Consider the following 23,421-nt stretch of genomic DNA (forward strand, 5'->3'; position numbering starts at 1 on the left):
ATGTGGAGTACCGCGGAACAGGCGGGCTAGTATTCTGAAGGCAAAAGAGAGGGAGAGCCATCATGAGTTTATTTACGGAAGCGACCATTGCAGAGCTGCAGCATGCCATGGAGCAGGGGGAATGCACATCCTTTGAGCTGGTCGGGTATTATATGAAACGGATCGCGGCATTCGACCGGCAGGGACCCGGCATTAATTCGGTTCTGGAGCTGAATCCGGACGCCCTGCATCTCGCGGAGGCGGCAGACGCTCAAAGGCGGCTCGGCCAAGTCCGGGGTCCGCTTCACGGCATTCCCGTTCTGCTCAAGGACAACATTCAGACGGCGGATAACATGCACACAAGCGCGGGTTCCATCGCGCTCAAGGATCATTACGCCCGGGAAGACGCCTTCCTTGTCAAAAAGCTGAGAGAAGCCGGGGCGATTATCCTCGGCAAAGCGAACATGACGGAGTGGGCCAATTTTATGGCCGATGACATGATTTCCGGCTACAGCTCCCGCGGGGGCCAGGTGCTCAACCCCTACGGGGCGGACCTGTTCGCCGGAGGGTCGAGCACGGGAAGCGGCGCTGCCGTCGCCATCGACGTCACGACGGCGGCCGTCGGAACCGAGACGTCGGGCTCCATTCTCAGCCCGGCGATCCACAACTCCGTCGTCGGCATCAAGCCGACGCTGGGCCGCATTTCGCGCAGCGGGATCATTCCGCTCGCGCACAGCCAGGACACCGCGGGACCGATGGCCCGGACGGTGGCGGATGCCGCCGCGCTGCTGGGCGTGCTCTGCGGGTACGACCCGCGGGATGCGGTCACAGGCAGCGCGGCCGGTCTGGAAGAGCCGGACTTTACCGTCCATCTGGACAAGGACGGCCTGAAAGGCGCGCGGATCGGCGTTCCGCGCAGCGAGCACCTGGACCCGCTCACCGATGAAGAGCGGGAGCTTTTCGAGGGCCTCCTGCGGGAAATCCGGGAGGCGGGAGCGGTCATCGTCGATCCGGTGGAGATTCCCTCGCTGGAGGAGCTGTCCGGGCACCGCTCGGAGGTGCTTTTCTACGAGTTTAAGGCGGACATCAATGCGTATCTGGCCAGACTTCCGGAAGGATTGCCGGTGCATACGCTGCAGGAGCTTATCGCCTTCAACGAAGCACACGCGGACGAAGCGCTGAAGTACGGGCAGGGGGTGCTGATCCGTTCGGAAGCCACATCGGGCAGGCTGACCGAACCCGATTATCTGCTGCACCGGCTGGCCGATCTCCGGCTGTCCCGTACAGAAGGGATCGACTTCGCGATGCAGAAGCATCAGCTCGATGCGCTTCTGTTCCCGAACACGGCGGGCGACGATATCGCGGCCAAAGCCGGATATCCTTCCATTGCCGTACCGGGAGGCTACTTAGAGAGCGGGATGCCTTTCGGCGTGATGTTCACGGGAGGAGCCTTTGCGGAGCCTGTGCTTATCAAGCTGGCCTATGCCTTCGAACAGCTCCGTCCGCGGCGCAAGCCTCCGGTTCTGGGGTAAATGCTCACATAGTAAACTGCCGAGGCGGCCCGACTATCCGAACCGCAAGAAGCCCCCAGAGTCTCCCGGCACATGGTGCTCGGCGTCACATGACGGTGGTCAACCGCCGGACTATCCGAGCGGGCCGGGCTCATCGCTTTATACAAAGGGCGGGAGGCTTCCGTCCTTAAGCAAACTAATCCGGGTCTTGCTCACACACCGCAAAACAAACAAAACCCCCGCGTTAATCCGCGGGGGTTTCCGTATTTTCGGCCAGCACGCCTTCCAGATAGGCTTTGTTGGCCAAAGCCTGGCGGTCGCCCGGGCGGTACTCCAGCACGGTCTCGTTGTGCCGGTGCGCCAGCTCATGCTCGCCCAGCCGGTCATAGCAGACGCAAAGCTGCAAATGCGGGAGCCAGGTCGAGCAGGCAACATGGGTCAGCGCCCATGAATCCGTATGCTTTCCGGCCTGCAAAGCGGCCTCATACCAGTAAGCGGCGGTGCGGTAGTCTCTTTTTCGTAAAAAGACATAGCCCAGACGGCAGCAAAATTCCGCGCGCGGGCTGGCGTAGAGGAACGAGCGGAACACGCTGTCCAGCTCCTGCTTCTCGTCTCCCAGCGCGTGAAAACAGTCCGCCAGCCTGCCGCATGCGGAGATATTGTCCTCGATCCAGCCGTTTCCGGTGCCGAGAAACTCTTCGTAATAATGGATGGCCCGGTTGTATAACCGGTGGTCTTTCAATTCATTCGCGAAATAAAACAAATCCCGCGGGGAGAAAGTTTCCCCCTGGGCCAGCCTGTTTTCATAGATGCGCAGGTTGCGTCCGCTGTCGTGGTGCAAGGCCCGGTGGGTGACGGCGATATCCGCCGTCCGGACGTTGCCGCGGACCTCCAGATATTCATGCACGGGCCCGTGCCAGAGAAAGCCGCGGCTTTTCTTGACGAGCCGGTTGCGCCGTATGCTGGCGGAGACTTGGCCGAATTCGTCAAAAGCGAGGTTATAATTCATATTCACCGCATCGACGGAGGAATCGAGGGTTCTTTTGAGCGCGGCGAACTTGATCCGGTCCGGCTCTTCGAATACGTCGTCCGCGTCCAGCCAGAGGATATACTCTTTTTCGGCCAGGCTGAACGAATAATTGCGGGCGGCGGCGAAGTCATCGATCCACCGGAAATGATAGATGCGGTCCGTATATTCCCGTACGATAGAGACCGTTCTGTCTGTGGAGCCCGTATCCACGATGACGATCTCGTCGGCGAGATCCGCCACGGACGCGAGGCAGCGCCCGATATGGTCTTCCTCGTTCTTCACGATCATACAAAGGCTGATGGTAGGCAAAAAAATCCCTCCCGAAGGTTGCTTACAGCATCCTATTCAGCTTGGAGGAAGGGGTGACGGGCTGTCCGCCTGCCGGGGCAGATGCCGGGCGGCGCGGAAAAAGGAAGGGTAAGTAAAGGATTCGCTTGATCCGGTGGGTTGCGGTTTAGATCAGCGGCAGCGGGAGCTGATCTAAACCCGAACCCGAACCCGAACCGCACCGGGAACCGGAATGGAACTGGAACCTGAATCCGAACCCCCAATTCGAACCCAAAACCCGATAAACAGGTTTACCGGGACGAAACATCGGCGCCTTTTTCGCCCAGCACCTGCTCTACCTTGGTGATATGCTGCTCCATCCGTGCGGAAGCATCCTGCGGCTGCCGGGAGCGTATGGCGTCGAAAATGGCCTGATGCTCGCGCAGCAGACGTTCCGCCGACGAGCGTTCGGCATAAAACCAGAGCGCCCGCGTGTCTTTCATGCTGTCGTGCAGCTTCTGCGAAAGCGACGCCATCAGATCGGCCAGCACGGGATTGTGCGTAGCGGCCGCAATCTGCTCGTGGAAGCGGACATCCGCCTGCTCGCTCAAAGCTTCGTCGCCGAGATGCTCCTCCATGCTGCGCAGGGTACCCGCGAGCGCGGCGAGATCGGCCTCCGTCCGGCTGACGGCGGCAAGAGAAGCGCAGCCGGTCTCCAGCACGCGCCGGACTTCCAGGATATGCCGCAGCGATTCGGCCCGGCCGACCCATTCGGGGTGCAGCAGGCCCGGGTGCGGGGGCTCGGAGGGCAGCGCCTTGACGAAGGTGCCGCCGCCCTGCCGGATATCGAGCAGGCCCATAGCCTTCAGGACGCTGAGCGCTTCACGGATCGTGGAGCGGCCCACGCCGTATTGCGCGGCAAGGTCCACTACGGAAGAGAGGCGGTCGCCGACCGCGAGCTTCCCTTCCTCCAGCTGCTTACGAAGATCGTTCAATACCCATTCGTGACTTTTAAGCGGCCGTCCGTTCGTATTTATGTCCATATGTTAAGCCCCCGTATTAAAAAATTTATTTTCCGTCTTCCGGTCGATTAATTTTAGTGTATACTTAATTGTAAATAAAGTCATCAGATGACCTGATCTATTATCCGGAATGTTAGTTTATTTGAACGATATCTTTCAGGGGACCCGCCTGGAAATGAAGACGGTTTCAAGAGCGGGCCGATTTTGTAAAAGGGGTGCTGAATTTGCTGAACGAACAAGTCAGACAAAAATTGATCGCCATTGCGGGCGGGGAAGGGTTCAAAGACGATCCCCAGTCGCTCGTGACCCATTCCTACGACGGGACGCCGATGCTCCAGTCGCTGCCGGACGGCGTGATTTATCCGGCCGATACCGCGCAGGTGTCGGAAATTATGAAGGTGCTGAACGAGCACCGGGTGCCGCTTATCAGCCGCGGTTCGGGTACGAATTTGTGCGGGGGAACCGTGCCTGTGCAGGGCGGAGTCGTTATGGTGATGCACCGGATGAACCGTATTCTGGAGGTTGATCTGGAAAATTTGACGGCTGTGGTGCAGCCGGGCCTGAATACGAAGCAGTTTATCACCCATGTGGAGTCTTTGGGACTTTTTTACCCGCCGGACCCTAGTTCCATGTCCATCTCGACGATCGGCGGCAACATTGCCGAATGCTCGGGCGGGCTGCGCGGTTTGAAATACGGCACGACGAAGGATTACGTCATCGGCCTTGAAGCGGTGCTTCCGAACGGGGAAATTATCCGCACCGGCGGCAAGCTGATGAAAGACGTGGCGGGCTATGACCTCACGAAACTGCTCGTCGGATCGGAAGGGACGCTGGCCGTTATTACGGAAGCGACGCTGAAGCTGATTCCGCCGCCGAAGGCGAAAAAGACGATGCTGGCGATGTACAAAGATTTGTACGGGGCGGCGCGCACCGTTTCGAAAATTATCGAGAACCGGATCATTCCGGCCACGCTTGAATTTCTCGACAATCCGACGATCCGGGTAGTCGATGATTTCGCCAAGCTGGGGCTGCCTCTCGATATGGAAGCGATTCTGCTGATCGAGCAGGATGGCGACCCCGCCACGGTGGAGCGGGATATCGCGCTGATCGAGAACATATGCCGGAGCGAAAACGCGGCCCGCATCGCCGTTGCGGCAGACGAAGAGGAAGCGCTGAAGCTGCTGACGGCAAGACGCAGCGCATTCACCGCGCTTGCAAGGCTGCGTCCGACGACGATATTGGAGGATGCGACGGTGCCTCGCTCCAAAATCGCCGATATGGTGATGGAGATCAACCGGATCGCGAAGAAGCATAACGTCACCATCTGTACGTTCGGCCATGCGGGCGACGGAAACCTTCATCCGACGGCGACGACGGATGCGCGCGATCCGGAGGAGGTTCACCGGGTGGAGGCCGCTTTCGAGGAAATTTTCGAAGCGGCGATTAAGCTCGGGGGTACGATTACCGGGGAACACGGAGTCGGCCTGGTCAAAGCCCCTTTCCTGGAGTGGAAAGTAGGCGCGGCGGGCATTGAGGTCATGAAGGGGATCAAGCAGGCGTTCGATCCGCTTAACCTTCTCAATCCCGGTAAAGTTTTCGCTAAAGAATCGCGTAAAAGGGTGGTGATCGACCGTGGCTGAGAAAGCGACATGCACCACGAGCAATCCTCTGGCACAGAAGCTGAAGCTCCGCCTGGACGAGGACCAGCTGACCAACTGTATGCGCTGCGGCTTCTGTCTTCCGGCCTGCCCGACGTTCCGCGAAACGGGCATCGAAGCGGAATCCCCGCGCGGCCGTATCGCGCTTATGAAGGCGGTCGCCGACGGGATTATGGCCCCGGACGCCGCATTCGAAGAGCAGATGAACCACTGCCTGGGCTGCCGGGCCTGCGAGCCGGCCTGCCCGGCCGACGTGAAGTACGGGCAGCTTATCGAGCAGGCGCGCGATGCGATTGAGGATCATACGGACAGCCACCGCGGCTGGGTCAAGCTCGCCCGCCGCACGGCGTTCAAGGCCGTATTTCCAAAGCAGAACCGGATGAAGCTGCTAGGGGGAGCGCTTGGATTGTACCAGCGCTCGGGGCTGCAGAAAATCGCGCGGGGCACCGGCATCATGAAGCTCTTCCCGGACCATATGAGGGAAATGGAGCAGATTTTGCCGGAAGCGTCCTCGCGCGGTGTGATCGAGCGGATCGGGAGCTCTCACCCGGCTGTGGGAGCCAAGATCGCGACCGTGGGACTTTTCCGGGGCTGCCTCATGGACGTCATGTTCACGGACACGAACGTCCACACGGTTGAGCTGCTTACGCAAGCGGGCTTCGAAGTGGTCATCCCCGAGACGCAGAACTGCTGCGGCGCACTTCACGCGCACAGCGGAGAAGCGGACGGGGCGCGTTCGCTCGCCCGCGGTAACATCCGCGCCTTCAGGGAAGCCGGCGTGGATTATATCGTCTCCAACGCGGGGGGCTGCGGAGCCATCCTGACGGAGTACGACCATCTGCTGCACGAGGACGCGCAGTGGAAGGACGACGCGGCGTGGTTTGCCGCCCGCGTCAAGGACGTCAGCGACCTGCTCGTCAACTTCGGCCGTGTGCCGAAATTCGCCGAGCAGGGCTGGGCTCTTGCCGCAGGCGGGCAGGGTGCTCCCGCTGCGGGTGTATGCGCGGCCGGCGGGGGCAGCGGAGCAGCTGCGGCGCAGGCCGCGGCCTCTGCGGCGCAGGCTGACGCCACCGCAGCGCGCACGTCCGCAGGCGCAGCCGGCGCACCGGGCGCTCCCGCGGCCGCACCGGGCTGGCCGGCAGCCGCTGGCGGCGGCACGTCTGCCGCTCCCGCGGACATCGGCGCCGAGCTCGCGGCCATCGACGACGCGGCCGCGCAGGCGGAAACGGTGGCGGCCTGCGCGGACAGGGCGGCCGCACCGGCGGGGGGCACGGCCCCGCGAGACGCGCTTGCACAGGCGCAGCCGCCTGCGGGACCTGCCGCGGCAGCGCCTTCCGTGCGCATCACGTACCAGGACTCCTGCCATCTGCGCAATGTGATGCGCTCTTCCGACGCTCCGCGCAAGCTCATGCGGCAGGTGGCGGGCGTCGAGTACGTGGAGATGTTCGAAGCCGACCGCTGCTGCGGTTCGGCGGGAATCTATAATCTGACTCAGCCGGATATGGCCAATCAGATTCTCGATCACAAAATGGTCCACGCCAACGCCACAGACGCCCGGTATCTGCTGACGAGCAATCCCGGCTGCCTGCTTCAAATGAAGCTGGGCAACGAGCGTCACGGGGACGGCAGCATGAAGGTCATGCATGTCGTTGATTTTCTCCATGAGCGGCTGCTCGGGGACAGATAAGGCCGTCTGCAATTTTTAAACCCTTCGCTTATAGAGAAGGGTTTTTCTTTTTTTCTGCTGCGATTCGTTGCCTGTTATCTTTGCCGAAATGCCGTCGGCACGCTTACTTATTAATGACGTGAATGATACAATGAACCCAACATCATGAATTACTGAGGGGAGAAATAAAGGTTGGCATACACCCGCGGGAACTGCCGACTTAGGCTGCTGCTTCAAAGGGCCGGGATGAAACAGGCTGAATTGGCACGGAGGACGGGCTATTCGAGGCATCAAATCTCCAACTGGGTCAACGATCGGGAGAAGATGTCTTTCGATGCGGCCGCCACAGTCGCTTTCACTCTTGACTGCCATATGGAGGAGCTTTACGAATTCCATGAAGGATGAGCCTAGTCGGCTCTTCTCCGGTTAATATGTATAGACATAACTATACAAAACATGTATGATGAACTTGTTTACAAATCCCATTTATTGGAGGTTCGAAAGAATTGGAGAATACGCTGCAATTGTGTGTCCGGCTTCTTAATCAGGCTATTGAATATAACAGAACTTCAAAGCTTTACGATTCTTTGGGATACAAAGGACAAGCCAAGAGGTATGCGCATAAAGCGGAGGCGTTTAACGAATCCGCTTATATAGCCACAGTTTGTTACGGGATCTCCTTTACCGACCTCGTCGAAGTGGTATCTTTGGAAGCTCTTCCGGATGACAAAGATTAGAGGAACTTGATTGCTTTCCATGTCCGGCCGATTCACACAAGAAGTCCCGATAAAACCCGATTCTACGAGTGAAAGAAAATTTGAAAGCGTTCTTATATGAAATGGCACACAAGATCTTATCCCTAAAGGAAACATAAAGAATTAAAGTTAATATTTAATCGAATTTACATATACAGTATAATGATTAAAGGGATTTTCTTTAAATTTGTAGTAGGGAAGGAGAGTGTAGTTTTCGAATTTTTACAGCTTTCAGAAAGGTTTTTTAACTGCGTAAGATATTTTTTTACATTGCTGCTTATTTGCTTATTGGTGGGGTGTTCAACGTACGATAGTGCGGTCAGTTCACATCCCCCTTCACCTAAGACCCCTTATCCAATAAAAATGTCGGATGCTTGCGGTTTAGAAATTAATCTCGCAAAAAAGCCGGATCGGATTGTTATTCAGAGTCAATGGGAAAAGGAATTCATTGAGGAGATTGGAGGGACTGGTGAGTATATCCTGTTTGAAGGTAAAGGCATAGGAGGGGCTGATCATGAAACAGAGAGGAGAATAGCAGCCGAACTTAAACCTGATCTTGTAATTATAATGTCCCAGGGATACCTGCTAGAGGGTGACTGCAAAAATGCCCGATATCTGCTTAGCTTAGGCATCCATACTTATGTTTCCGATCAATCGACACTTAAGAAAATTACCGATGAAATGATTACTATCGGAAATATAATGAATCATCAGTCAGAAGCATCCAGGATATCCGAGCAGTTACGGTCTACAGTTGAGTTAGTTGAGAAGGCCGTAGCTCCATTACAAAGGAAAACAGTTTATTGGGAACATAATATTTCTATAGAATTTGGAGAAATTAAGCAGTATTATGCACTAGGACCTATAACTCTTGAAGATGAAATGCTTAAACTAGCGGGTGGAAATAATATTACTCGTAACGATTCAAGGCTAAATCCTTACAATATTCCTATTAAGCCGGATGATATAATCATGGCAAATCCCAGCCATATCTTAATATCAGGGCATTTAGAGAAACAAAGTGCCGGTCTGTACAAAAAAATACAAGAACGACCCGAATGGAACAATTTAAATGCAGTAAAGCAAAAACAAGTGCTGGAATTGCCGATTTTATTCGGTTCAGTGAGTTCGCTAAGAAATGATCTTATCATGTTAGTTGAGTTTTTTCATCCCGAACTAAGAGGAAATGTCAGTCTGTATTCGAAGCAGGAAGGATGATGAGTATGTTAAAAAACATTAAGTATCCAATTATAGTCCTGTTAGTTGCATGTATAACTTATATATCTGCTTCTGCTTTAGCTAATAGTGGCCCGTATGTTAGGCCCATTGAATATTATCAGGAGCACTTGAGAAGTAACGTTGGCTTTTATATATATAAGGGCTCAAACGACACAAAATATAATTGTTTAGCATACGTGCTTGGAGTAACAACTGCTACGATTTGGCCTTGGGGGGGGAGTAACCCGAGTGCTTCCGAAATGACAAGCGTATTAAACCAGTTTGGGTATAGCAGCACAAATAACGGTCCGCCTAGTAATCCGCCGAAATTAATTGTATATGGAACGCTAAATAATGTAGGCCATATCGCCAAGGTAACGAGTAGCACATCCACTGCATCAAAATGGGGTCCGTTAGAGATCGTAGATACCTATTCTTTAAGTCCTTATAATAGTTCGCCTGGTTATGGTCCGGCAGTTCAATATTATTACTAAGGAGAGGTCTGATGAGAAAGATTGGATTGTTAAGCCCAGTTCTAGGGTTATTGATAGGAATATTCTCATTTTTAATTTTTAATCAGCCTAGTACAGCGTCAATATCATCAAAAGTATATATTAATCTCGATGATATGAATAAAGAAATCAGCAGACTTCTTCAGGAAGACTCGGAGTTAGGCCTGAGTTCAAATCCTTATTCCTTCATAAAAAACAACAAAGAGTACGCTCGCATTGTCCAGACAGGATATTCAGCACTACCGGTTATTGAGGAACGCATAACGGAAGGTAATAAATTTGGGCTCGATAAATATATTCTAGCTATAGCAGCTGAAGAAATTGCTAAAGTTAATTTAAAGAAAGGGGAATACAAGTGGTCGGATGCTGAGGAGTTTGTACGCTCGTGGAAACTTCATTTGCAGTCAGTTCCCGGTAAAGTACAACAAATTTTAAATGCTAATGAATCTTCAGAGTGGAAGAATAATAAACTTGTTGAGCTAGGGGCACCTGCAATTCCCTATATATTAGAAGATATAGATAGTGGATCTAATGAACTCGAGCCAGCTTTACGAAAAGTGACATTTTCTAGCCAAAATGATTCTCGCACAGGACAATCCACGAATTTAACTTCTGAACAATGGAAAGATCTTCATAAAGAAGATAATCAAATTATAAAATCTCTTATTAAGAAAGCAGCAGATGAAAAAGAAATCAATAAATATTTTAGAATAAAATAAAGATAAAAGCAGCACTCCTGTGAGATTAACCAGAGAAGTAATATCGTGCTGGTGCTGCCTTTTCTATGTGGAAGCTCAGCTTTAAGATATGCTCTAGACGGGAATCATGTTGAGCGTGTCATTGAAGGCACCCAATTGCAGCTTTCCCTGCTTATCCGAGCAGGATATCCGAGAGTAGACGTGAACGATGTGCTGAATTTTGCTGGCGTTCTGCTCGGGTATGCAGGCTACCGGTTGTTTGTGACCCTAATGCGCCGATTTAATTCTGACAAGAAGATGCAGACTCGCGTCTTTGCTGGACACGGCCTTATAAGCGTGCGCGGTGATCGAAAAGAACCTTTCCTTGGAGGAAGGTTCTTTTTGATGAAATTGACCGGTAGGTATATGGTGTCAGAACCGGAATGCTTTTGTCAAAAAACGCTTTAAGGACGCTTTCTGTACCTATTGAAGAACTGTCGCACTTAGCTTGACAATTCGTCCAACAAAAGAATTCCGAATTAAACCCAATTTATGGTTGACAAGGAAATTGAAAGCGCTTATAGTTTTACTTGAGATGAAAACGCCGCAGCTGCCGCATTACTCTGAAAAACGCAATTTCGTTCACGAATTTGTTGGGTCAGGTAAGGACAGCTGTTTTTTTACGGCCGAAAGTTAAAGCGCTTTAACTTTAGAGACCAGACTGTGGAGTGTGGTCGGCCGATGCGTTCCGGGAGGTGGTGGCCCGCGCGACAAGGGCGGGGATTTTGCTGGTCCGATTCATACGCAGTGCAAATCAGAGAGGAGAATGAACGATGAAAAAAACATTACTGGGATTCACCGCATCCGCTTGTTTGCTATGCAGCCTGGTGGCCGCTCCGGTTATGGCGGGAGCACAAGGTGTACCGGCCGCATCGGCTTCGGGAGATACCCTGGTACAAAGTCAGGCTGTTAACACAGCCGCGGCTGCCGCCCTGAAACCGTTCCCTCAGCATGTCTCGTATACGTCCGGCACGATCAAACCGAACAATTATACCCAAGCCCAGCTCGATCAGCAGGTCAAAACGAAATATGACGAATGGAAATCCAGATACCTCGTCAAGCATCCGAAAATTTCAAACCAGTACTACGTATTTTATAATAAAGAAAAAATCGTCACGAAACCGAAGGACGTCGTTTCCTGCTCGGAAGGCCACGGGTACGGCATGCTGATCACCGCGTATATGGCGGGTCACGATGCCGACGCCCAGACGTATTTCGACGGCTTGTACCGGTTTTATAAAGCCCACCCGAGTTCGATCGATCCGGCTCTGATGGCGTGGCAGCAGGCGAAGGATTCGTCAGGCAATATCGTGGACACTTCGGGCAGCGATGCGGCTACGGACGGTGATATGGATATCGCGTATGCGCTGCTGCTTGCCGACAAGCAGTGGGGCAGCTCGGGGACAGTGAACTACAAGAGCGAAGCCGTGAAAATCATCAACGCCATCATGAAGCGTGAAGTGCACGCGAAATATTTCCATCTGAAGATGGGCGATTGGGCCTCCGACAGCGATCCCGAATTCGGTCCGGGCACACGCGCGTCCGATTTTATGCTGAATCATCTCAAGGCGTTCAAGGCCGCCACGGGCAATGCGAACTGGGATAAAGTGACGGACACGACTTACAACGTAATCAATACGGTGTTCCAGAACAACTCCCCGAATACGGGGCTGCTTCCGGATTTCATCGTGCGCAAAACGAACGGCACTTACGCGCCGGCACCGGAAGGTTATCTGGAGGAAACGACCGATAACGACTACAGCTGGAACTCCTGCCGGACGCCTTGGCGGATCGCAACGGATTACCTCATAAGCGGGGATACCCGGGCATTGAGCCAGGTCCGCAAAATGAACAGCTGGATCCAGTCCGCAACCGGGGGCAACCCGGCCAAGATCGCTTCGGGTTACGAGCTTAACGGCAAGGTGCTCGAGGCGGATCACGCGATCGCGTTCACCGCGCCTTTTGCCGTCAGTGCGATGGTAGATTCGTCCAACCAGACGTGGCTGAACAAGGTGTGGAGCGATATCGTGAACTCGCCGACCTCCGACAGCTACTATTACGACAACAGCATTCGCGTGCTCAGCATGATTATGGTGTCCGGCAACTGGTGGACGCCGTAATCGATCGAAGCAAGATGCCCGGCTCCGGGCATCTTTTTTTTGTCCGTTTTTTTTGTCAGAGAAGAATATCCGACGGAAAAGAAACTTTTTTTGAAGAAACTAAGTCTGTAAGGATGTGGAAATAAGTGAACAAATAAGGAGGGCCGTGTATGCTCCGAAATATCCTTCTAGTTATTTTCTTGTTTGGCTGCTTGCCGGGATGTATAGAAAGTCCGGAACAGTCAAAAGGGTCTTTTACCGGATATGTGGCGCAAAAAGAGGCGGATCGGGCGCTGCTTGTGAGTAATACCGAAAGCTTATCGGGTAACGAAAAAATGTATGATGCGGATTGGATAAGGGGAATTGCGGATCAAGTTAACGTAGGCGAGAAAGTTACGGTCGAAGTTCCAGAGGGACCGACTGTAGCGTCCTATCCGGGACAAACAAGCGGAACCGTCCTCTCTAAAGAAAAGTTGGAGAAGCCCGAGGGAGCGGTACTTGGGCCTGAAGAAGTCCTGCAAAGGGCGTTTCATCAGGAAAAGGCTAGTATCCCCACCGTGAAGAAAGTCTCTTTGGACAACGAAAAGAAAGTTTGGAATGTATCTCTGTATGACAACAGCCTTCATAAGGATATCGAAATGGTTATCGAAGATCGGGAATAGTTTGGGAGGACGTGTGGATGCTTTGGGATTTTGACGGTTCGACTGTGCTGCTGGCTCTTCTTGTGCTGATCGTTTTACTCGTTCGGCTGAAAATCAAGCATAAGCGCAGTCACTTATATTTGCTTCTTTATGTTATTTTTTATATCTACATGGTGAACGTGCTTCGCTACACCTTGTTTCCGATACCCTTATTTGTCTGGGAGCATGATGTGTTCCGGCTCTCCTATGACCTCGATCCGACTAACTTCGTTCATTGGGAAGCGGCCCAAATTTACAACAATATTTTGCTTTCTGTCCCGTTCGGGTTCGGGCTGCCTTTTCTCCGGAAGGTGAGTTTCAAACGTATGCTTCGGGCTGGCGTCATGTTCGGCGTGGCAATCGAGGGTGCCCAGCTGCTGCTTTCCCTGCTTTTCCGTGCCGGCTACCGGTCTGTAGATGTAAACGACGTGCTTCTGAATTTTACCGGCGTCCTGCTCGGATACGGATGTTACCGTTTGTTTGCGGCCCTGGTCCGCCGGATCAGTCCCGGTAAGAAGAGGGGGCTTTCGTCTCTGCTTGATACCGCCGTATAAACTTTATGAAACTTTTAGCTAATAAGGCTCAAAACGTATTGGAAACGCTAACCTTACCCTTTATGATAGGTTTGTAACGGGAAATTCGTTCATAAGGGGATAACGAGGATGAAGAAAAAATTAGCGGCGGTACTTGCGGCAGCTTTGTTTGTGGCCCTGCCTCTCGGATTGAGCGAGCACGCGGCGGCGAAAGCGGCCAAGACTTACAAAAATTGCACGGAACTCAACAAAGACTATAAGGGCGGTGTCGCCCGTTCGGATTCGACCAAGAACAAAGGCGGGAAAACCAAGTACAAGCCGTATGCTTCCAAAGAGCTTTACGACGCGAACAAGAAGCTCGACGGGGACAAAGACCAGATTGCCTGCGAGCGCTGATGAAGCGGAACCTTTCCGCCCGGAAGGGTTCTTTTTTATTGATAGAATTGACCGGTGATATATGATGTGGCAGGACTAGAATTGGCTCTTAACAAAAAAAAGCGCCCTTTTAAGGACGCTTTCCGTACCCAAAAATAAAGACTGAGAGGCCGTTATAGCCGACACTGGTTTCTTAAAAGTCAAAGTTAACGCATGAGTTTGACCATTAGATTAAAGATCGAGCTTATCGACAAGATGCCAACTCAATTCTCTTAGCGCTACAGGATAATAAACAGGTTCTATCCATTGATAGGTACCATCTTTGAGAAGTTCACCGATAATGAGAGATCCCTTTTTATTCTTCTGTACCCGCCATTCTCGGCTGCGTATCGATTTATCTTCGTCCAGCACCATTCTCATTGCCTGGGCGTAGGGATATTCAATACCCTTTTCCTGATCAATCTGGTCCAGTATTTGTTTATAGTGTCTTTCAACAGTCTGCTCATCAACAGGAACTTCTTCTGAATCCCAAATTTCAGTGAATACAAAGCTGGTCAATTCTTCCTGTAAAACACGATTGCGAAATTCGTCGGTAACAAAGACGTTAACAGCCACTTCTTCGGGAATTTTGAAAATAAAAGCATTTTTTACTTTGTCGGCATCAAATGCATATTTATTAAATCCCATGGGTCTTTTAATTTTTTTAACCCAGCGAACATGAGCTTTTTTATAATCTATGCAGTCAATGACATTAATTACGTTTTGAGCATAAACAGTATAATCGTCATTGTATAGCGGTAGGCTTTGTGTCTTGTTTTCCAAAGGGTCCTGCAAGACAGACACGGCTTTTTCGCTAAAAATGGGTATGCCAGATATAAAGCTTACAGAATCCCTAAGTTTCTTTTTATTAGAGTTAAATCTTATATGTCCCCATTCAGAAATTATCTCGCCTTCAAACTTATCCTCAAAATACAAAGGATTATCTTGATTGCGATTAGTCAACATTATATTTATATCAAATTGGCTTCCAAGCAACCATATTTTCATGGTTTCACCCCAATTAAGAAATTTAATGAATATGTCTACTGATATTTAGTTATTCAAGTTCCCTAGTTTTACTTTGTTCGTTAATAAATCTTCTCTTATGTTGTTAATTACATCCAGTATAGCATCTTTGTCATTTTTTACAGGTTCTAATTGTTTATATACATATTCATAATAACTGCCTACATGATTACCATTATGCGTACTGACCATAAGTCCCTCAACTTCCACTCCAGAATAACCAGGATACTTTGGTAGCGAGACACCATTTGCTGCAGAATTTACGTTTATGTCTATACCTTGTTTTTCTATAATATCTCGTGCACGAGCTGCAGATTCATTTTTAGAGCCTGTAGCCACAATATGGTGGGCTTGCCAATTTTCAAGGTCTTTAATGTCTTTTGGTTTTAATAGCCCAGCAGCTTCCAGGTCAGGCGCATCAGGATATGACGAGTATGCCCCCGTACAAGTTCCTAATCTTACTTCAATAATTGCTGTAGCAGCTGGTTATACTCATTCGATTGCTTTGAAAGTGACGGGACAATCTGGGTGTGGGGAAGTAATCCATATGGTGAGTTGGGCGCGGGAGATGCAAATGTAAGATATATTAGAAAAAAAGAAATAACAATAATCCTCTAGTAGTACGATTTCTGCCTACAGATTGTTCTTAGTCGTCATAATAACGGCTAAGAACAATCTATATTTTAAATTGAAAATAACAGAAATGACGACAATCGAAAACAAAGATAGAATAGTGTAAAATAATTGGCAAGACATTCAGGTGGGAGGACCCGATTTTGAAAGTAGAAATGGATCTTTACAACGATTGGATTGAAACGGTGAAGGAAATATTCCGCGGTTCGGGAGCGCCTCTGCCGCAGGATTGGAGTGCCGATGAGGTCGGCCTCGAGTATTACCTCCAGACTTCGGCATCCGAAGAAGAAGCGGAGGAGCGCCGCAAGGCAAACGAGCAGAGGCTGACGGATATGCAGCGGACGCTTCTGGACAATATGGAGACGGTGGTCGTGCCCGATATCCGGGAGAAAACTGGCTACGGCGGCAGTCAGTTTCGCTTCCGCTGGATGTATTCGCAAGGGGAGCATATCGTGGAAGAATGCTCGCAGTACCGCATCCCGCTGGGGCCCTCGCCGGAGTGAACGCTTATAGATGATTAAAAATAATCTAAATTTTTATTTCGTAAAATGCCCTTACATATGCAAGGGCATTTTTTAGTTCAGATAATTGTTTATACAAAATGCTATTGAGGAGAAGTTAAATGGTATTTCAATAAAAACTCTGCTTTATTTCGTATCCCAGTTTTTTTATATATTTTTTGAATAACGTTTTTAACCGTTCCTTCAGATACGTCTAGAAGTACAGAAATTTTTAATACGCTATAATTTTGAAGCCATAGGCAGGCTACTTCGCTCTCTCTTTTTGAAAAGCCGCTATTAATGAATTGTACTACAAGTTTTTTCTCGAAATGTGGGGAGTTTTTGAAAATTTTCCTTTCAACTTGAACTGCAATCTGAGCAAGTACCGGAATTGCCCACAAGTTTTGCTCGAATAAAGCGAATGATAAATTTAAATATCCTATTGTATTTTCATTTTGTCTAATAGGAGAGCAGATAGATGTCCATTTTTTAAACATTTCTAAGTCATGTTCATTACCGTTTAATATAACCATTTCGTTTAATTTCATTGCTATAGAAACAGCATTTATGCCAGTGTTTGAAAAGGAAAGAGATGCACCCGGAATAAGATCCAAAGTTTTAGCGGATTCAATAGAATAAGGATCGCCCCAAACATTTAGTGCCACAGCATTTATATCGGTGAATAAAAATAAATGGGAGTAGGGTAGGTACTCTCTTATACTGATAATTTCCTTTTCAATTAAAACTGCCGTATCTCTATTGTTTAAAAAAATTGAGTGAAAATCATTGACGATAGTCAATTTTTCTTTATTTGTATTAATTTTTAACTCATGAAGCTCTTTGACCCAATCGGCTTTGTATTCTTCGTTAATGGCCGCATAAGACTTAAACTTCATAGGTACTGTTAGTGGTGAATGGAAAATATGAGACATAAAACACTCCCTTTACAAAAATGTATATATTTAACATAGATTTTACACAACAGGTGTCGTGATGTACATGTTTAATTTAGATATTTTCCAGTACGATCAAGTTGGATGGTTAGTCTATCCAAGCCGGCCGGCAACTATAATAGGAGGGGAAAAATTGAAAAAACTATTTGGTGCTGTATTAATTTTTTCTGTAACCGTTGGTTCCTTGGCGAGTGTAGCCGCTGCTAGTGAAAATAAAAAGGAAGATCAAGCTATAACACTAAATAATAATTCTGAAAAACCAAAGAAAGGCATTGTGCCCCAAAATGGTTTTAAGGAAACTCCTCTTGGTAATTTAACAACCGAACAAATCAAGCTTTATAAAGATTCAGAGGATGGACTTCCAAAAGGCTTTGTTAAAAAGCTCCATATTGATATTCTCCATCCACATACGCATACTGTAGACAATATTTTTAAGACATACGATGGTTATACGGACCGAGGAGAAGTTATTAGTGGTACAAATGGTAAATCTTCAAACGATACTCTAGTGTTCTCTATTTCTAAAGCCGTCGCTAATAAATGGGGGGCAAGCGTTAAGTTTGATTATAAAAAAGTAAGTGCCACGGTGGGATATGATGTAACTTGGACAGATACCAAAACTTGGGGTTACAATGCGGGAGTGAGTGGGAATAAGACAGTTCACGTTGGTATGCAAGATTGGTACCATACCCAAGAATATAACTGCCACACTGATTGGTATGATACAGACGGTTACAACTATGGAACTGACTACGGTACTGGATGGGCCGCACAGTGGTTTAAGCCCCATTTTTATAGCTGGGAAACTTAATTAATAGACGATGAAAAGGAATGGCTTGAGCTCTAGCTTAAGCCATTCCTATTAAACATAAAGAAAGGATTAAATTGCTATGGTTTCAAAATTAAAAAAAGTGGCCTGCTTATGCCTTATCCTTTTTTTATTACAAAGCTGTTCTTCCGTTGACATAAATGATGTTAAAGTTGCTCCGGTTCCATCAGATCAATTAATGTGGCCTAAAGACGGTGTATATGTTGTTAAATGGGACTCATTCCATGCATATGATGAACAAGAGATTCCTTTCTTACCATTAAACATTGTTGTTGTACATAGAGATAAAGAATTTGCTGGGTTAGACGTAATTCTTTCTAAACTCGAAGTGGTAACTAAACAAGAGGTGGTCTTGCAAGCAACTGACTACAAAATGAAGACCGGCTATGAAGATAAAAATTACTCTCTTATTACTCTAGAAATACAGCTGCCTAAGCTTAGTGAATCGGTTTATGAGTTATCAAAACTTAAGTTAAACGATAAGGAGTATAATATAGGAAACTGGTTACTGGATATAAGAAAGAATGTTAGTCCATCGTCCAATGTAATTTTTGGAAAAAAATCATTTTTAAGTGCCGGTCTTGATTTCTATAGAGTAGAAGTTCGTAACATTTCTAATGAAAAAGTTTGCGTTAGGGGTTTACATTCCCCAGTAATTAATTATTATGTTGATACAATAACTTCAGCAGAGAAATATGAAAACCTAGATGAAAGTAAAGGTCAAATAGATCAAAATTGCATAGAAGCTAATTCTCAAAAAGCTTTTCAATTTAACTTTAAGTTGAAAGATGGGGCAAATATAAACCATTCATTTTTCTCTATACGTCCCTATCTAATCATTGAAAAAAAAGGGAAAGAAGAGTACACACCTATTTCTACAGCTATGTTTGTTCCTATGTTCCAGAAGGACTATGAGTTAATTGAATTACTCAAAAGGGAGAATCTGAATGTTGTATATGATGAGAAATAAAAAGGTCTTATTTATCTTCTTTTGTTTTTTTCTTATCTTACAACCCTCACCAAGCATCGCTCAAACAATTGATTCCAATAATAGAAAAGTCCTCTCAGATTGCACAACTCTTTATTGTTATATAAAAGATTTGTTTAATGGTTCTAATGTATATAAATTCACACCTCAAAAAATATGGGAGGAGAGCCATGAACGAATTGTATTGTTAGAAGTGTATAATGAAAAAGAGGAGAAAATTTCATATGGCAGTGGAGTTGTAATTAATGAAAATGGGGATGTACTGACTAATTTACATGTAATATCAGGTGGTTATTACGTTAGAATCATCCATGCAGACAAAAAAACGAAAACGATTGACTCCCTGTTTCAAATTGATTCTACACTTGATTTGGCTCTTTTAGATGTAGGGTCCTTTAATGAAAAATATATTGAAGTACAGCAAAAACAATCACAAGTTGGCGATCCAATAGTAACCATAAGCTCTCCACTTGGTTTAATTAACACGCTATCTGTCGGATGGATAAGTGGAATAAGAGGAGAACAAAATAGACAAAGAATACAATTTTCTGCTCCTGTGGATTCGGGAAGCAGTGGTGGAGCTTTATTAGATGGTACTGGCAGATTAGTTGGATTAATATCTAATTCCCAAATAAGCTCGGCGAACATTAATTATGCAGTTCCTTCAAGTTATATAAACACGTTTTTACAAATCAAGCAAATGAAACGTCCTATAAAGACTTTGCTTGAAGGGGATACCAAATGATGAGTGGTTCAGAGGATGGTGTTACTAATCAAGAAAAAAATTAAGCACAATGGCACGGAAGAACGGCCTTTGAAAAAAATATATATAATAGCTCTCAGTTCATTTTTTTTGATGTCAGGATGTTATAACGATAATAAAGAACAGATTAAACCGTTTTCCGTCAATGACAGCAAAAATAATTCTGAAAAAAATGAATTAGTCATAAGACAAGATTGGGAAATAACTTGGAATTATTCAAACAAAGATAGTTCTTACGTACTTGGGATAACTTATAAGGGAGCTTTACCTGCTGTAGACGTGGAATTGGTAATGGAGGACAGAGGGATGACTACACCTAACTTAGAATCAGGTCAAGGGCTTTCTTTTCAGGTACCTTCAGTCTCGACCAAGCAAAACCAAGAAGGAAGATTGAGTTGGAAAACGCAAGATGGGATTGAAAAAACGGAAATATTTGAATTTTTTCAAAAGTAAGTTAGACTCATGGAGTCTCTGAACTGGGGAAAGTCAGAAATAAGCATTTAAACAATACGCTTGACACCTCTTTCAAAGAGGTGTATATTTATCTTAAATTAAAGATATTTAAATTTGAGATATCGACAGAACGGTGGTGAACCGCATGAAAGAGCAGGACAACACCTTAGTGAATGAAGACATCGACTTATCGCTTAAATTGTTTGTGGTTCTTTCGAAAGCCCAGAAGGTCATTATGGACCGCTCGGTCAAGGATATGAAAAGACACGGCTTGTCTCCTTCGGAGTTCGCCATACTGGAGCTTTTGTACCATAAAGGAAAGTTTCCGCTTCAGCAGATCGGAGACAAGATTCTCGTCACCAGCGGAAGCATCACCTACAACATCGACAAGCTGGAGAAGAAAGAGCTTCTGAGACGGATCTCGTGTGCGAGTGACCGCCGCGTGACTTATGCGGAGATTACGGAACAGGGTACGGAGCTGTTTAACGATATTTTTCCCGAGCATGCCGAGGTTGTGAGAGCAAGCATGAGCGGATTAACGGCGGAAGAGAAGAAGCTGGCGATCGGGCTGATCAAAAAGCTGGGTACGGCGGCTCAAAAGCAGGGCTAAAATTTTTTTTGGTAACTATCTTAACATTAAGATAATCAAATTTAAGATTTCCGGTTCGTTCCGGACGAGGGAGCGGTTATCATGATCAAAGTTCACGAGGCGCTGGCGCGCATTACGAGAAATTTCGGCTGGCTGTACACGAGCCACAGTTTTTCATTCGGCGGTTATTTCGATCCGGGAAATACGGAATTCGGGCCGCTGAGGGTGTTCAACGATGACCGGGTGCAGCCTTTAAAAGGATTCGATTTCCACAGGCACGAGGAAATGGAGATCGTGACGGTGGTGCTCCGGGGCGAGCTGCAGCACGAAGACACGCTGGGCAACAAAACGGTCACGCGTGCCGGTGAAGTCCAGCGGATGACCGCGGGAACCGGCATCGAGCATGCCGAGACGAACCCGTCGGCTTCGGAAGAGGTGGAGCTGCTCCAGCTCTGGTTTACGCCGGATGAGGAAGGGCTTACCCCTTCCTACGAGCAGGCTTCCTACGACCTGGACGCCCGCAAAAACGAATGGGTTCCCGTCGTAACGGGACGTCAGCCGGAAACGGCCGCAGGGCTAGCTAATGATGACGGAATGAAGCCGGCCAGCATCCATCAGGATATGACGCTCTATCTCGCGGAGTTGGAGCCGGGACGCGTGCTTGAGTTCAGCCAGAAGCCGGGAAGACGGATGTACGTCTTCGTTATCGAAGGCTCCGCAACGGCAGACGGCGCATACAAGCTGTCCCGCAGAGACGCGGCGCGTATTACGGAGCAGGAGCGGCTTGACATGCATACCGAGACGGGAGCCCGGCTCATGCTGATCGACCTGCCGTAAGCGGACTATTGTCCGGCATCCTGTCCGAACAAGGCCGCACGGCAGGAATACTTTTCCCGCAAGCTTACGCTTGACGGTTGATATAAACGCACACCCTACCACTGCCGAGATAGAGGAGAGATTATGATGAACGATTTCGAAACGGTATTAAAAGAACGCAGATCGGCTACTAAATTCATAAAGGATATCGAGCTGCCGGATCAGGAACTGGATGCCATTTTCAGCCTGGTCAAATATTCGCCGTCGGCTTTTAATTTGCAGCATGCTCATTATGTGGTCGTGAAAGATCCCGCGGTAAAGGAACGGGTATATGAGGCCGCTAACAAGCAGTACAAGGTTAAAATGGCGTCGGCCGCGATTCTGGTGCTCGGTCATATGGATGCCCATCACGATGCCGGTAAAATCAACGAAGGGCTGCTGAATCTGGGCGTGATCAACAAGCAGGAGTATAACCAGACGATCGAAGCGGTCACGGCGTTTTACGAGGATAGAGGCGAAGCGTTCAAACGCGACGAAGCGGTCCGCAACGCGAGCTTGTCCGCGATGACCTTCATGCTGGCCGCCAAAGACAGAGGCTGGGACACCTGTCCGATGATCGGCTTCGATCCGGATGCGATGCGCGAAGCGCTGAATATCCCGGACCGGTATGTGCCGGCCCTGCTCATTACGATCGGCAAGGAAGACGTTTCCGGCCAAAGGCCGCGGGGCTACCGCAAGCCTGTCGGCGAATTTGTAAGCAGGGACTCTTTCTGAAATAACCCCGACTAATTTTCTCCACCAAAGCCAACCTATATTAAAATCGAAGAGGTGCTCAATCATGACGAAAAAAACAGCAGGCATTCATCATATTACCGCTTTTGTAAAAGACGCGCAGGCGAACGTTGATTTTTACGCCGGTGTGCTCGGTCTGAGACTTGTGAAAAAAACGATCAACTTCGACGCGCCGGAAGTGTATCATCTTTATTTCGGCAATGAATCGGGAAGCCCTGGCACGGCCATCACGTTCTTCCCTTGGGCAACGTCGCGCAAAGGACGTATTGGCGGCGGCCAGGTCGGCATTGTAACCTTTGCGGTTCCTCAGGGTGCGCTGCCTTTCTGGAAAGAGCGGCTGCAGAAGCTGGATATTCCGTTTCGGGAGACGGAGCGTTTCTCGGAAACGTATATCCAATTCCAGGATAAGGACGGCCTGGAGCTTGAGCTGGTGGAGCGGGCGGAAGGAGCGGACAGCAAATGGTCGTTCGGCGGCGTACCCGCGGACAAAGCGATCAAAGGCTTCGGCGGCGCGGTGCTGTACAGCCTGAACCCGGAAAGCACGATGCACACCGTTGAGCATGTGATGGGGCTGACAAGAACCGGCGAGGATAACGGCCTGGTCCGTTTCGTATCGGAAGGCGACATCGGCAACGTGGTGGATATCAAAAAAGACGAGGTGCCTCACGGCACGGGCGGAGCGGGCACGGTCCATCATATCGCTTGGCGGGCCAAAGACTTCGAAGACCACGAGGACTGGAGAGATTATGTCCAGACGAAAGGGTTCCAGCCGACGCCGGTTATCGACCGCCAGTATTTTAACGCGATTTACTTCCGCGAGGCGGGCGGAATCTTGTTCGAGATCGCGACGGATCCTCCGGGCTTCACGCGCGACGAGCCGTTCGAAGCGCTTGGCGAAGAGCTTGTGCTGCCGGAGTGGTATGAACCTCACCGGGCGACTATTCAGAAAGGACTTCCTCCTATCGAAGTCCGTGTATTGGAGGCGGATAAACAATGAC

General features: G+C 48.8%; 25 protein-coding genes. 20 read left to right on the plus strand and 5 right to left on the minus strand.

Annotated elements, in window-relative coordinates:
* The first annotated feature begins 62 nt into the window (after positions 1 to 62).
* Entirely contained in the window at positions 63 to 1,511 is a 1,449-nt protein-coding gene (locus C4S74_RS05755; protein WP_181024321.1) for an amidase family protein, read from the plus strand.
* A 223-nt stretch (positions 1,512 to 1,734) separates the two neighbouring features.
* Here C4S74_RS05755 and C4S74_RS05760 read toward each other — a convergent pair whose 3' ends face one another.
* Both C4S74_RS05760 and C4S74_RS05765 read right to left on the minus strand, forming a co-directional pair.
* A complete protein-coding gene (locus tag C4S74_RS05760; protein ID WP_103994400.1) occupies positions 1,735 to 2,829 on the minus strand; it encodes a glycosyltransferase family 2 protein in 1,095 nt (364 codons plus the stop codon).
* Positions 2,830 to 3,098: 269 nt separating this feature from the next.
* Complete coding sequence (locus tag C4S74_RS05765) at positions 3,099 to 3,830, minus strand: FadR/GntR family transcriptional regulator (protein WP_103994401.1); 732 nt, start codon at positions 3,828 to 3,830, stop codon at positions 3,099 to 3,101.
* 203 nt (positions 3,831 to 4,033) lie between these two features.
* On the opposite strand from C4S74_RS05765, the gene C4S74_RS05770 reads away from it, so the two are divergent.
* The 10 genes from C4S74_RS05770 (at position 4,034) to C4S74_RS05820 (ending at position 14,063) form a co-directional block, all read left to right on the plus strand.
* Positions 4,034 to 5,449, plus strand: coding sequence for an FAD-linked oxidase C-terminal domain-containing protein (locus C4S74_RS05770; RefSeq protein ID WP_103994402.1), 1,416 nt, complete (start codon positions 4,034 to 4,036; stop codon positions 5,447 to 5,449).
* Positions 5,442 to 7,154: a (Fe-S)-binding protein gene (locus C4S74_RS05775; RefSeq protein WP_103994403.1), complete on the plus strand. Its 1,713-nt coding sequence runs from the start codon at positions 5,442 to 5,444 to the stop codon at positions 7,152 to 7,154. Before C4S74_RS05770 ends, C4S74_RS05775 begins: the two co-directional genes overlap by 8 nt.
* 171 nt (positions 7,155 to 7,325) lie before the next feature.
* A complete protein-coding gene (locus C4S74_RS05780) occupies positions 7,326 to 7,538 on the plus strand; it encodes a helix-turn-helix transcriptional regulator (RefSeq protein ID WP_016423834.1) in 213 nt (70 codons plus the stop codon).
* 512 nt (positions 7,539 to 8,050) lie between these two features.
* Entirely contained in the window at positions 8,051 to 9,106 is a 1,056-nt protein-coding gene (locus C4S74_RS05790; protein ID WP_103994405.1) for an ABC transporter substrate-binding protein, read from the plus strand.
* A gap of 505 nt (positions 9,107 to 9,611) precedes the next feature.
* Positions 9,612 to 10,337: a hypothetical protein gene (locus C4S74_RS05795; RefSeq protein WP_103994406.1), complete on the plus strand. Its 726-nt coding sequence runs from the start codon at positions 9,612 to 9,614 to the stop codon at positions 10,335 to 10,337.
* Positions 10,338 to 10,382: 45 nt separating this feature from the next.
* Positions 10,383 to 10,763: a hypothetical protein gene (locus C4S74_RS26820; protein ID WP_146065478.1), complete on the plus strand. Its 381-nt coding sequence runs from the start codon at positions 10,383 to 10,385 to the stop codon at positions 10,761 to 10,763.
* Between the two features lie 365 nt (positions 10,764 to 11,128).
* On the plus strand, positions 11,129 to 12,475 hold the full coding sequence (locus tag C4S74_RS05805; protein ID WP_103994408.1) for a glycosyl hydrolase family 8: 1,347 nt from the start codon (positions 11,129 to 11,131) through the stop codon (positions 12,473 to 12,475).
* Between the two features lie 149 nt (positions 12,476 to 12,624).
* Entirely contained in the window at positions 12,625 to 13,116 is a 492-nt protein-coding gene (locus C4S74_RS05810) for a hypothetical protein (RefSeq protein ID WP_103994409.1), read from the plus strand.
* Positions 13,117 to 13,133: 17 nt separating this feature from the next.
* Positions 13,134 to 13,688 carry a VanZ family protein gene (locus C4S74_RS05815; protein ID WP_103994410.1) on the plus strand — a complete coding sequence of 185 codons (555 nt, stop codon included), beginning with the start codon at positions 13,134 to 13,136 and terminating at the stop codon, positions 13,686 to 13,688.
* Positions 13,689 to 13,796: 108 nt separating this feature from the next.
* Positions 13,797 to 14,063 carry an excalibur calcium-binding domain-containing protein gene (locus tag C4S74_RS05820; protein ID WP_103994411.1) on the plus strand — a complete coding sequence of 89 codons (267 nt, stop codon included), beginning with the start codon at positions 13,797 to 13,799 and terminating at the stop codon, positions 14,061 to 14,063.
* Positions 14,064 to 14,273: 210 nt separating this feature from the next.
* Here C4S74_RS05820 and C4S74_RS05825 read toward each other — a convergent pair whose 3' ends face one another.
* Complete coding sequence (locus C4S74_RS05825) at positions 14,274 to 15,089, minus strand: imm11 family protein (RefSeq protein ID WP_103994412.1); 816 nt, start codon at positions 15,087 to 15,089, stop codon at positions 14,274 to 14,276.
* A 45-nt stretch (positions 15,090 to 15,134) separates the two neighbouring features.
* Entirely contained in the window at positions 15,135 to 15,578 is a 444-nt protein-coding gene (locus C4S74_RS05830; protein WP_103994413.1) for an AHH domain-containing protein, read from the minus strand.
* Positions 15,579 to 15,883: 305 nt separating this feature from the next.
* Here C4S74_RS05830 and C4S74_RS05835 point away from each other — a divergent pair, with 305 nt between their 5' ends.
* Positions 15,884 to 16,243, plus strand: coding sequence for a hypothetical protein (locus C4S74_RS05835; protein ID WP_103994414.1), 360 nt, complete (start codon positions 15,884 to 15,886; stop codon positions 16,241 to 16,243).
* A 101-nt stretch (positions 16,244 to 16,344) separates the two neighbouring features.
* Here the strand turns inward: C4S74_RS05835 and C4S74_RS05840 are convergent, their stop codons facing one another.
* Complete coding sequence (locus C4S74_RS05840) at positions 16,345 to 17,172, minus strand: helix-turn-helix transcriptional regulator (RefSeq protein WP_103994415.1); 828 nt, start codon at positions 17,170 to 17,172, stop codon at positions 16,345 to 16,347.
* 154 nt (positions 17,173 to 17,326) lie between these two features.
* Here C4S74_RS05840 and C4S74_RS05845 point away from each other — a divergent pair, with 154 nt between their 5' ends.
* The 8 genes from C4S74_RS05845 (at position 17,327) to C4S74_RS05880 (ending at position 23,420) form a co-directional block, all read left to right on the plus strand.
* Positions 17,327 to 18,004 (plus strand): hypothetical protein, encoded by a 678-nt coding sequence (locus C4S74_RS05845; protein ID WP_103994416.1) that lies wholly within the window; start codon positions 17,327 to 17,329, stop codon positions 18,002 to 18,004.
* Between the two features lie 79 nt (positions 18,005 to 18,083).
* Positions 18,084 to 18,992 carry a hypothetical protein gene (locus C4S74_RS05850; protein WP_103994417.1) on the plus strand — a complete coding sequence of 303 codons (909 nt, stop codon included), beginning with the start codon at positions 18,084 to 18,086 and terminating at the stop codon, positions 18,990 to 18,992.
* On the plus strand, positions 18,970 to 19,755 hold the full coding sequence (locus C4S74_RS05855; protein ID WP_103994418.1) for a S1C family serine protease: 786 nt from the start codon (positions 18,970 to 18,972) through the stop codon (positions 19,753 to 19,755). The genes C4S74_RS05850 and C4S74_RS05855 overlap by 23 nt, the downstream gene beginning before the upstream one ends.
* Positions 19,756 to 19,758: 3 nt before the next feature.
* Positions 19,759 to 20,226 (plus strand): hypothetical protein, encoded by a 468-nt coding sequence (locus tag C4S74_RS05860; RefSeq protein WP_103994419.1) that lies wholly within the window; start codon positions 19,759 to 19,761, stop codon positions 20,224 to 20,226.
* Positions 20,227 to 20,371: 145 nt separating this feature from the next.
* On the plus strand, positions 20,372 to 20,836 hold the full coding sequence (locus C4S74_RS05865) for a MarR family winged helix-turn-helix transcriptional regulator (RefSeq protein WP_103994420.1): 465 nt from the start codon (positions 20,372 to 20,374) through the stop codon (positions 20,834 to 20,836).
* 81 nt (positions 20,837 to 20,917) lie between these two features.
* Positions 20,918 to 21,652: a pirin family protein gene (locus C4S74_RS05870; protein ID WP_103994421.1), complete on the plus strand. Its 735-nt coding sequence runs from the start codon at positions 20,918 to 20,920 to the stop codon at positions 21,650 to 21,652.
* Positions 21,653 to 21,778: 126 nt separating this feature from the next.
* Complete coding sequence (locus C4S74_RS05875) at positions 21,779 to 22,405, plus strand: nitroreductase family protein (protein WP_103994422.1); 627 nt, start codon at positions 21,779 to 21,781, stop codon at positions 22,403 to 22,405.
* 64 nt (positions 22,406 to 22,469) lie between these two features.
* Positions 22,470 to 23,420 carry a ring-cleaving dioxygenase gene (locus C4S74_RS05880; protein WP_103994423.1) on the plus strand — a complete coding sequence of 317 codons (951 nt, stop codon included), beginning with the start codon at positions 22,470 to 22,472 and terminating at the stop codon, positions 23,418 to 23,420.
* Position 23,421 lies beyond the last annotated feature (1 nt).

This window comes from Paenibacillus sp. UNC499MF (assembly GCF_900107975.1).
Lineage (GTDB): Bacteria > Bacillota > Bacilli > Paenibacillales > NBRC-103111 > Paenibacillus_F.

Bases quoted from the DNA above. Each gene is read 5' to 3' on its own strand.
- C4S74_RS05840 (WP_103994415.1), bottom strand. From the start codon at position 17,172: ATGTCTCATATTTTCCATTCACCACTAACAGTACCTATGAAGTTTAAG.
- C4S74_RS05815 (WP_103994410.1), top strand. From the start codon at position 13,134: ATGCTTTGGGATTTTGACGGTTCGACTGTGCTGCTGGCTCTTCTTGTG.
- C4S74_RS05855 (WP_103994418.1), top strand. From the start codon at position 18,970: ATGTTGTATATGATGAGAAATAAAAAGGTCTTATTTATCTTCTTTTGT.
- C4S74_RS05870 (WP_103994421.1), top strand. From the start codon at position 20,918: ATGATCAAAGTTCACGAGGCGCTGGCGCGCATTACGAGAAATTTCGGC.
- C4S74_RS05805 (WP_103994408.1), top strand. From the start codon at position 11,129: ATGAAAAAAACATTACTGGGATTCACCGCATCCGCTTGTTTGCTATGC.
- C4S74_RS05825 (WP_103994412.1), bottom strand. From the start codon at position 15,089: ATGAAAATATGGTTGCTTGGAAGCCAATTTGATATAAATATAATGTTG.
- C4S74_RS05790 (WP_103994405.1), top strand. From the start codon at position 8,051: ATGATTAAAGGGATTTTCTTTAAATTTGTAGTAGGGAAGGAGAGTGTA.
- C4S74_RS05755 (WP_181024321.1), top strand. From the start codon at position 63: ATGAGTTTATTTACGGAAGCGACCATTGCAGAGCTGCAGCATGCCATG.
- C4S74_RS05810 (WP_103994409.1), top strand. From the start codon at position 12,625: ATGCTCCGAAATATCCTTCTAGTTATTTTCTTGTTTGGCTGCTTGCCG.
- C4S74_RS05795 (WP_103994406.1), top strand. From the start codon at position 9,612: ATGAGAAAGATTGGATTGTTAAGCCCAGTTCTAGGGTTATTGATAGGA.
- C4S74_RS05865 (WP_103994420.1), top strand. From the start codon at position 20,372: ATGAAAGAGCAGGACAACACCTTAGTGAATGAAGACATCGACTTATCG.
- C4S74_RS05765 (WP_103994401.1), bottom strand. From the start codon at position 3,830: ATGGACATAAATACGAACGGACGGCCGCTTAAAAGTCACGAATGGGTA.
- C4S74_RS05875 (WP_103994422.1), top strand. From the start codon at position 21,779: ATGAACGATTTCGAAACGGTATTAAAAGAACGCAGATCGGCTACTAAA.
- C4S74_RS05880 (WP_103994423.1), top strand. From the start codon at position 22,470: ATGACGAAAAAAACAGCAGGCATTCATCATATTACCGCTTTTGTAAAA.
- C4S74_RS05850 (WP_103994417.1), top strand. From the start codon at position 18,084: ATGGTTTCAAAATTAAAAAAAGTGGCCTGCTTATGCCTTATCCTTTTT.
- C4S74_RS05820 (WP_103994411.1), top strand. From the start codon at position 13,797: ATGAAGAAAAAATTAGCGGCGGTACTTGCGGCAGCTTTGTTTGTGGCC.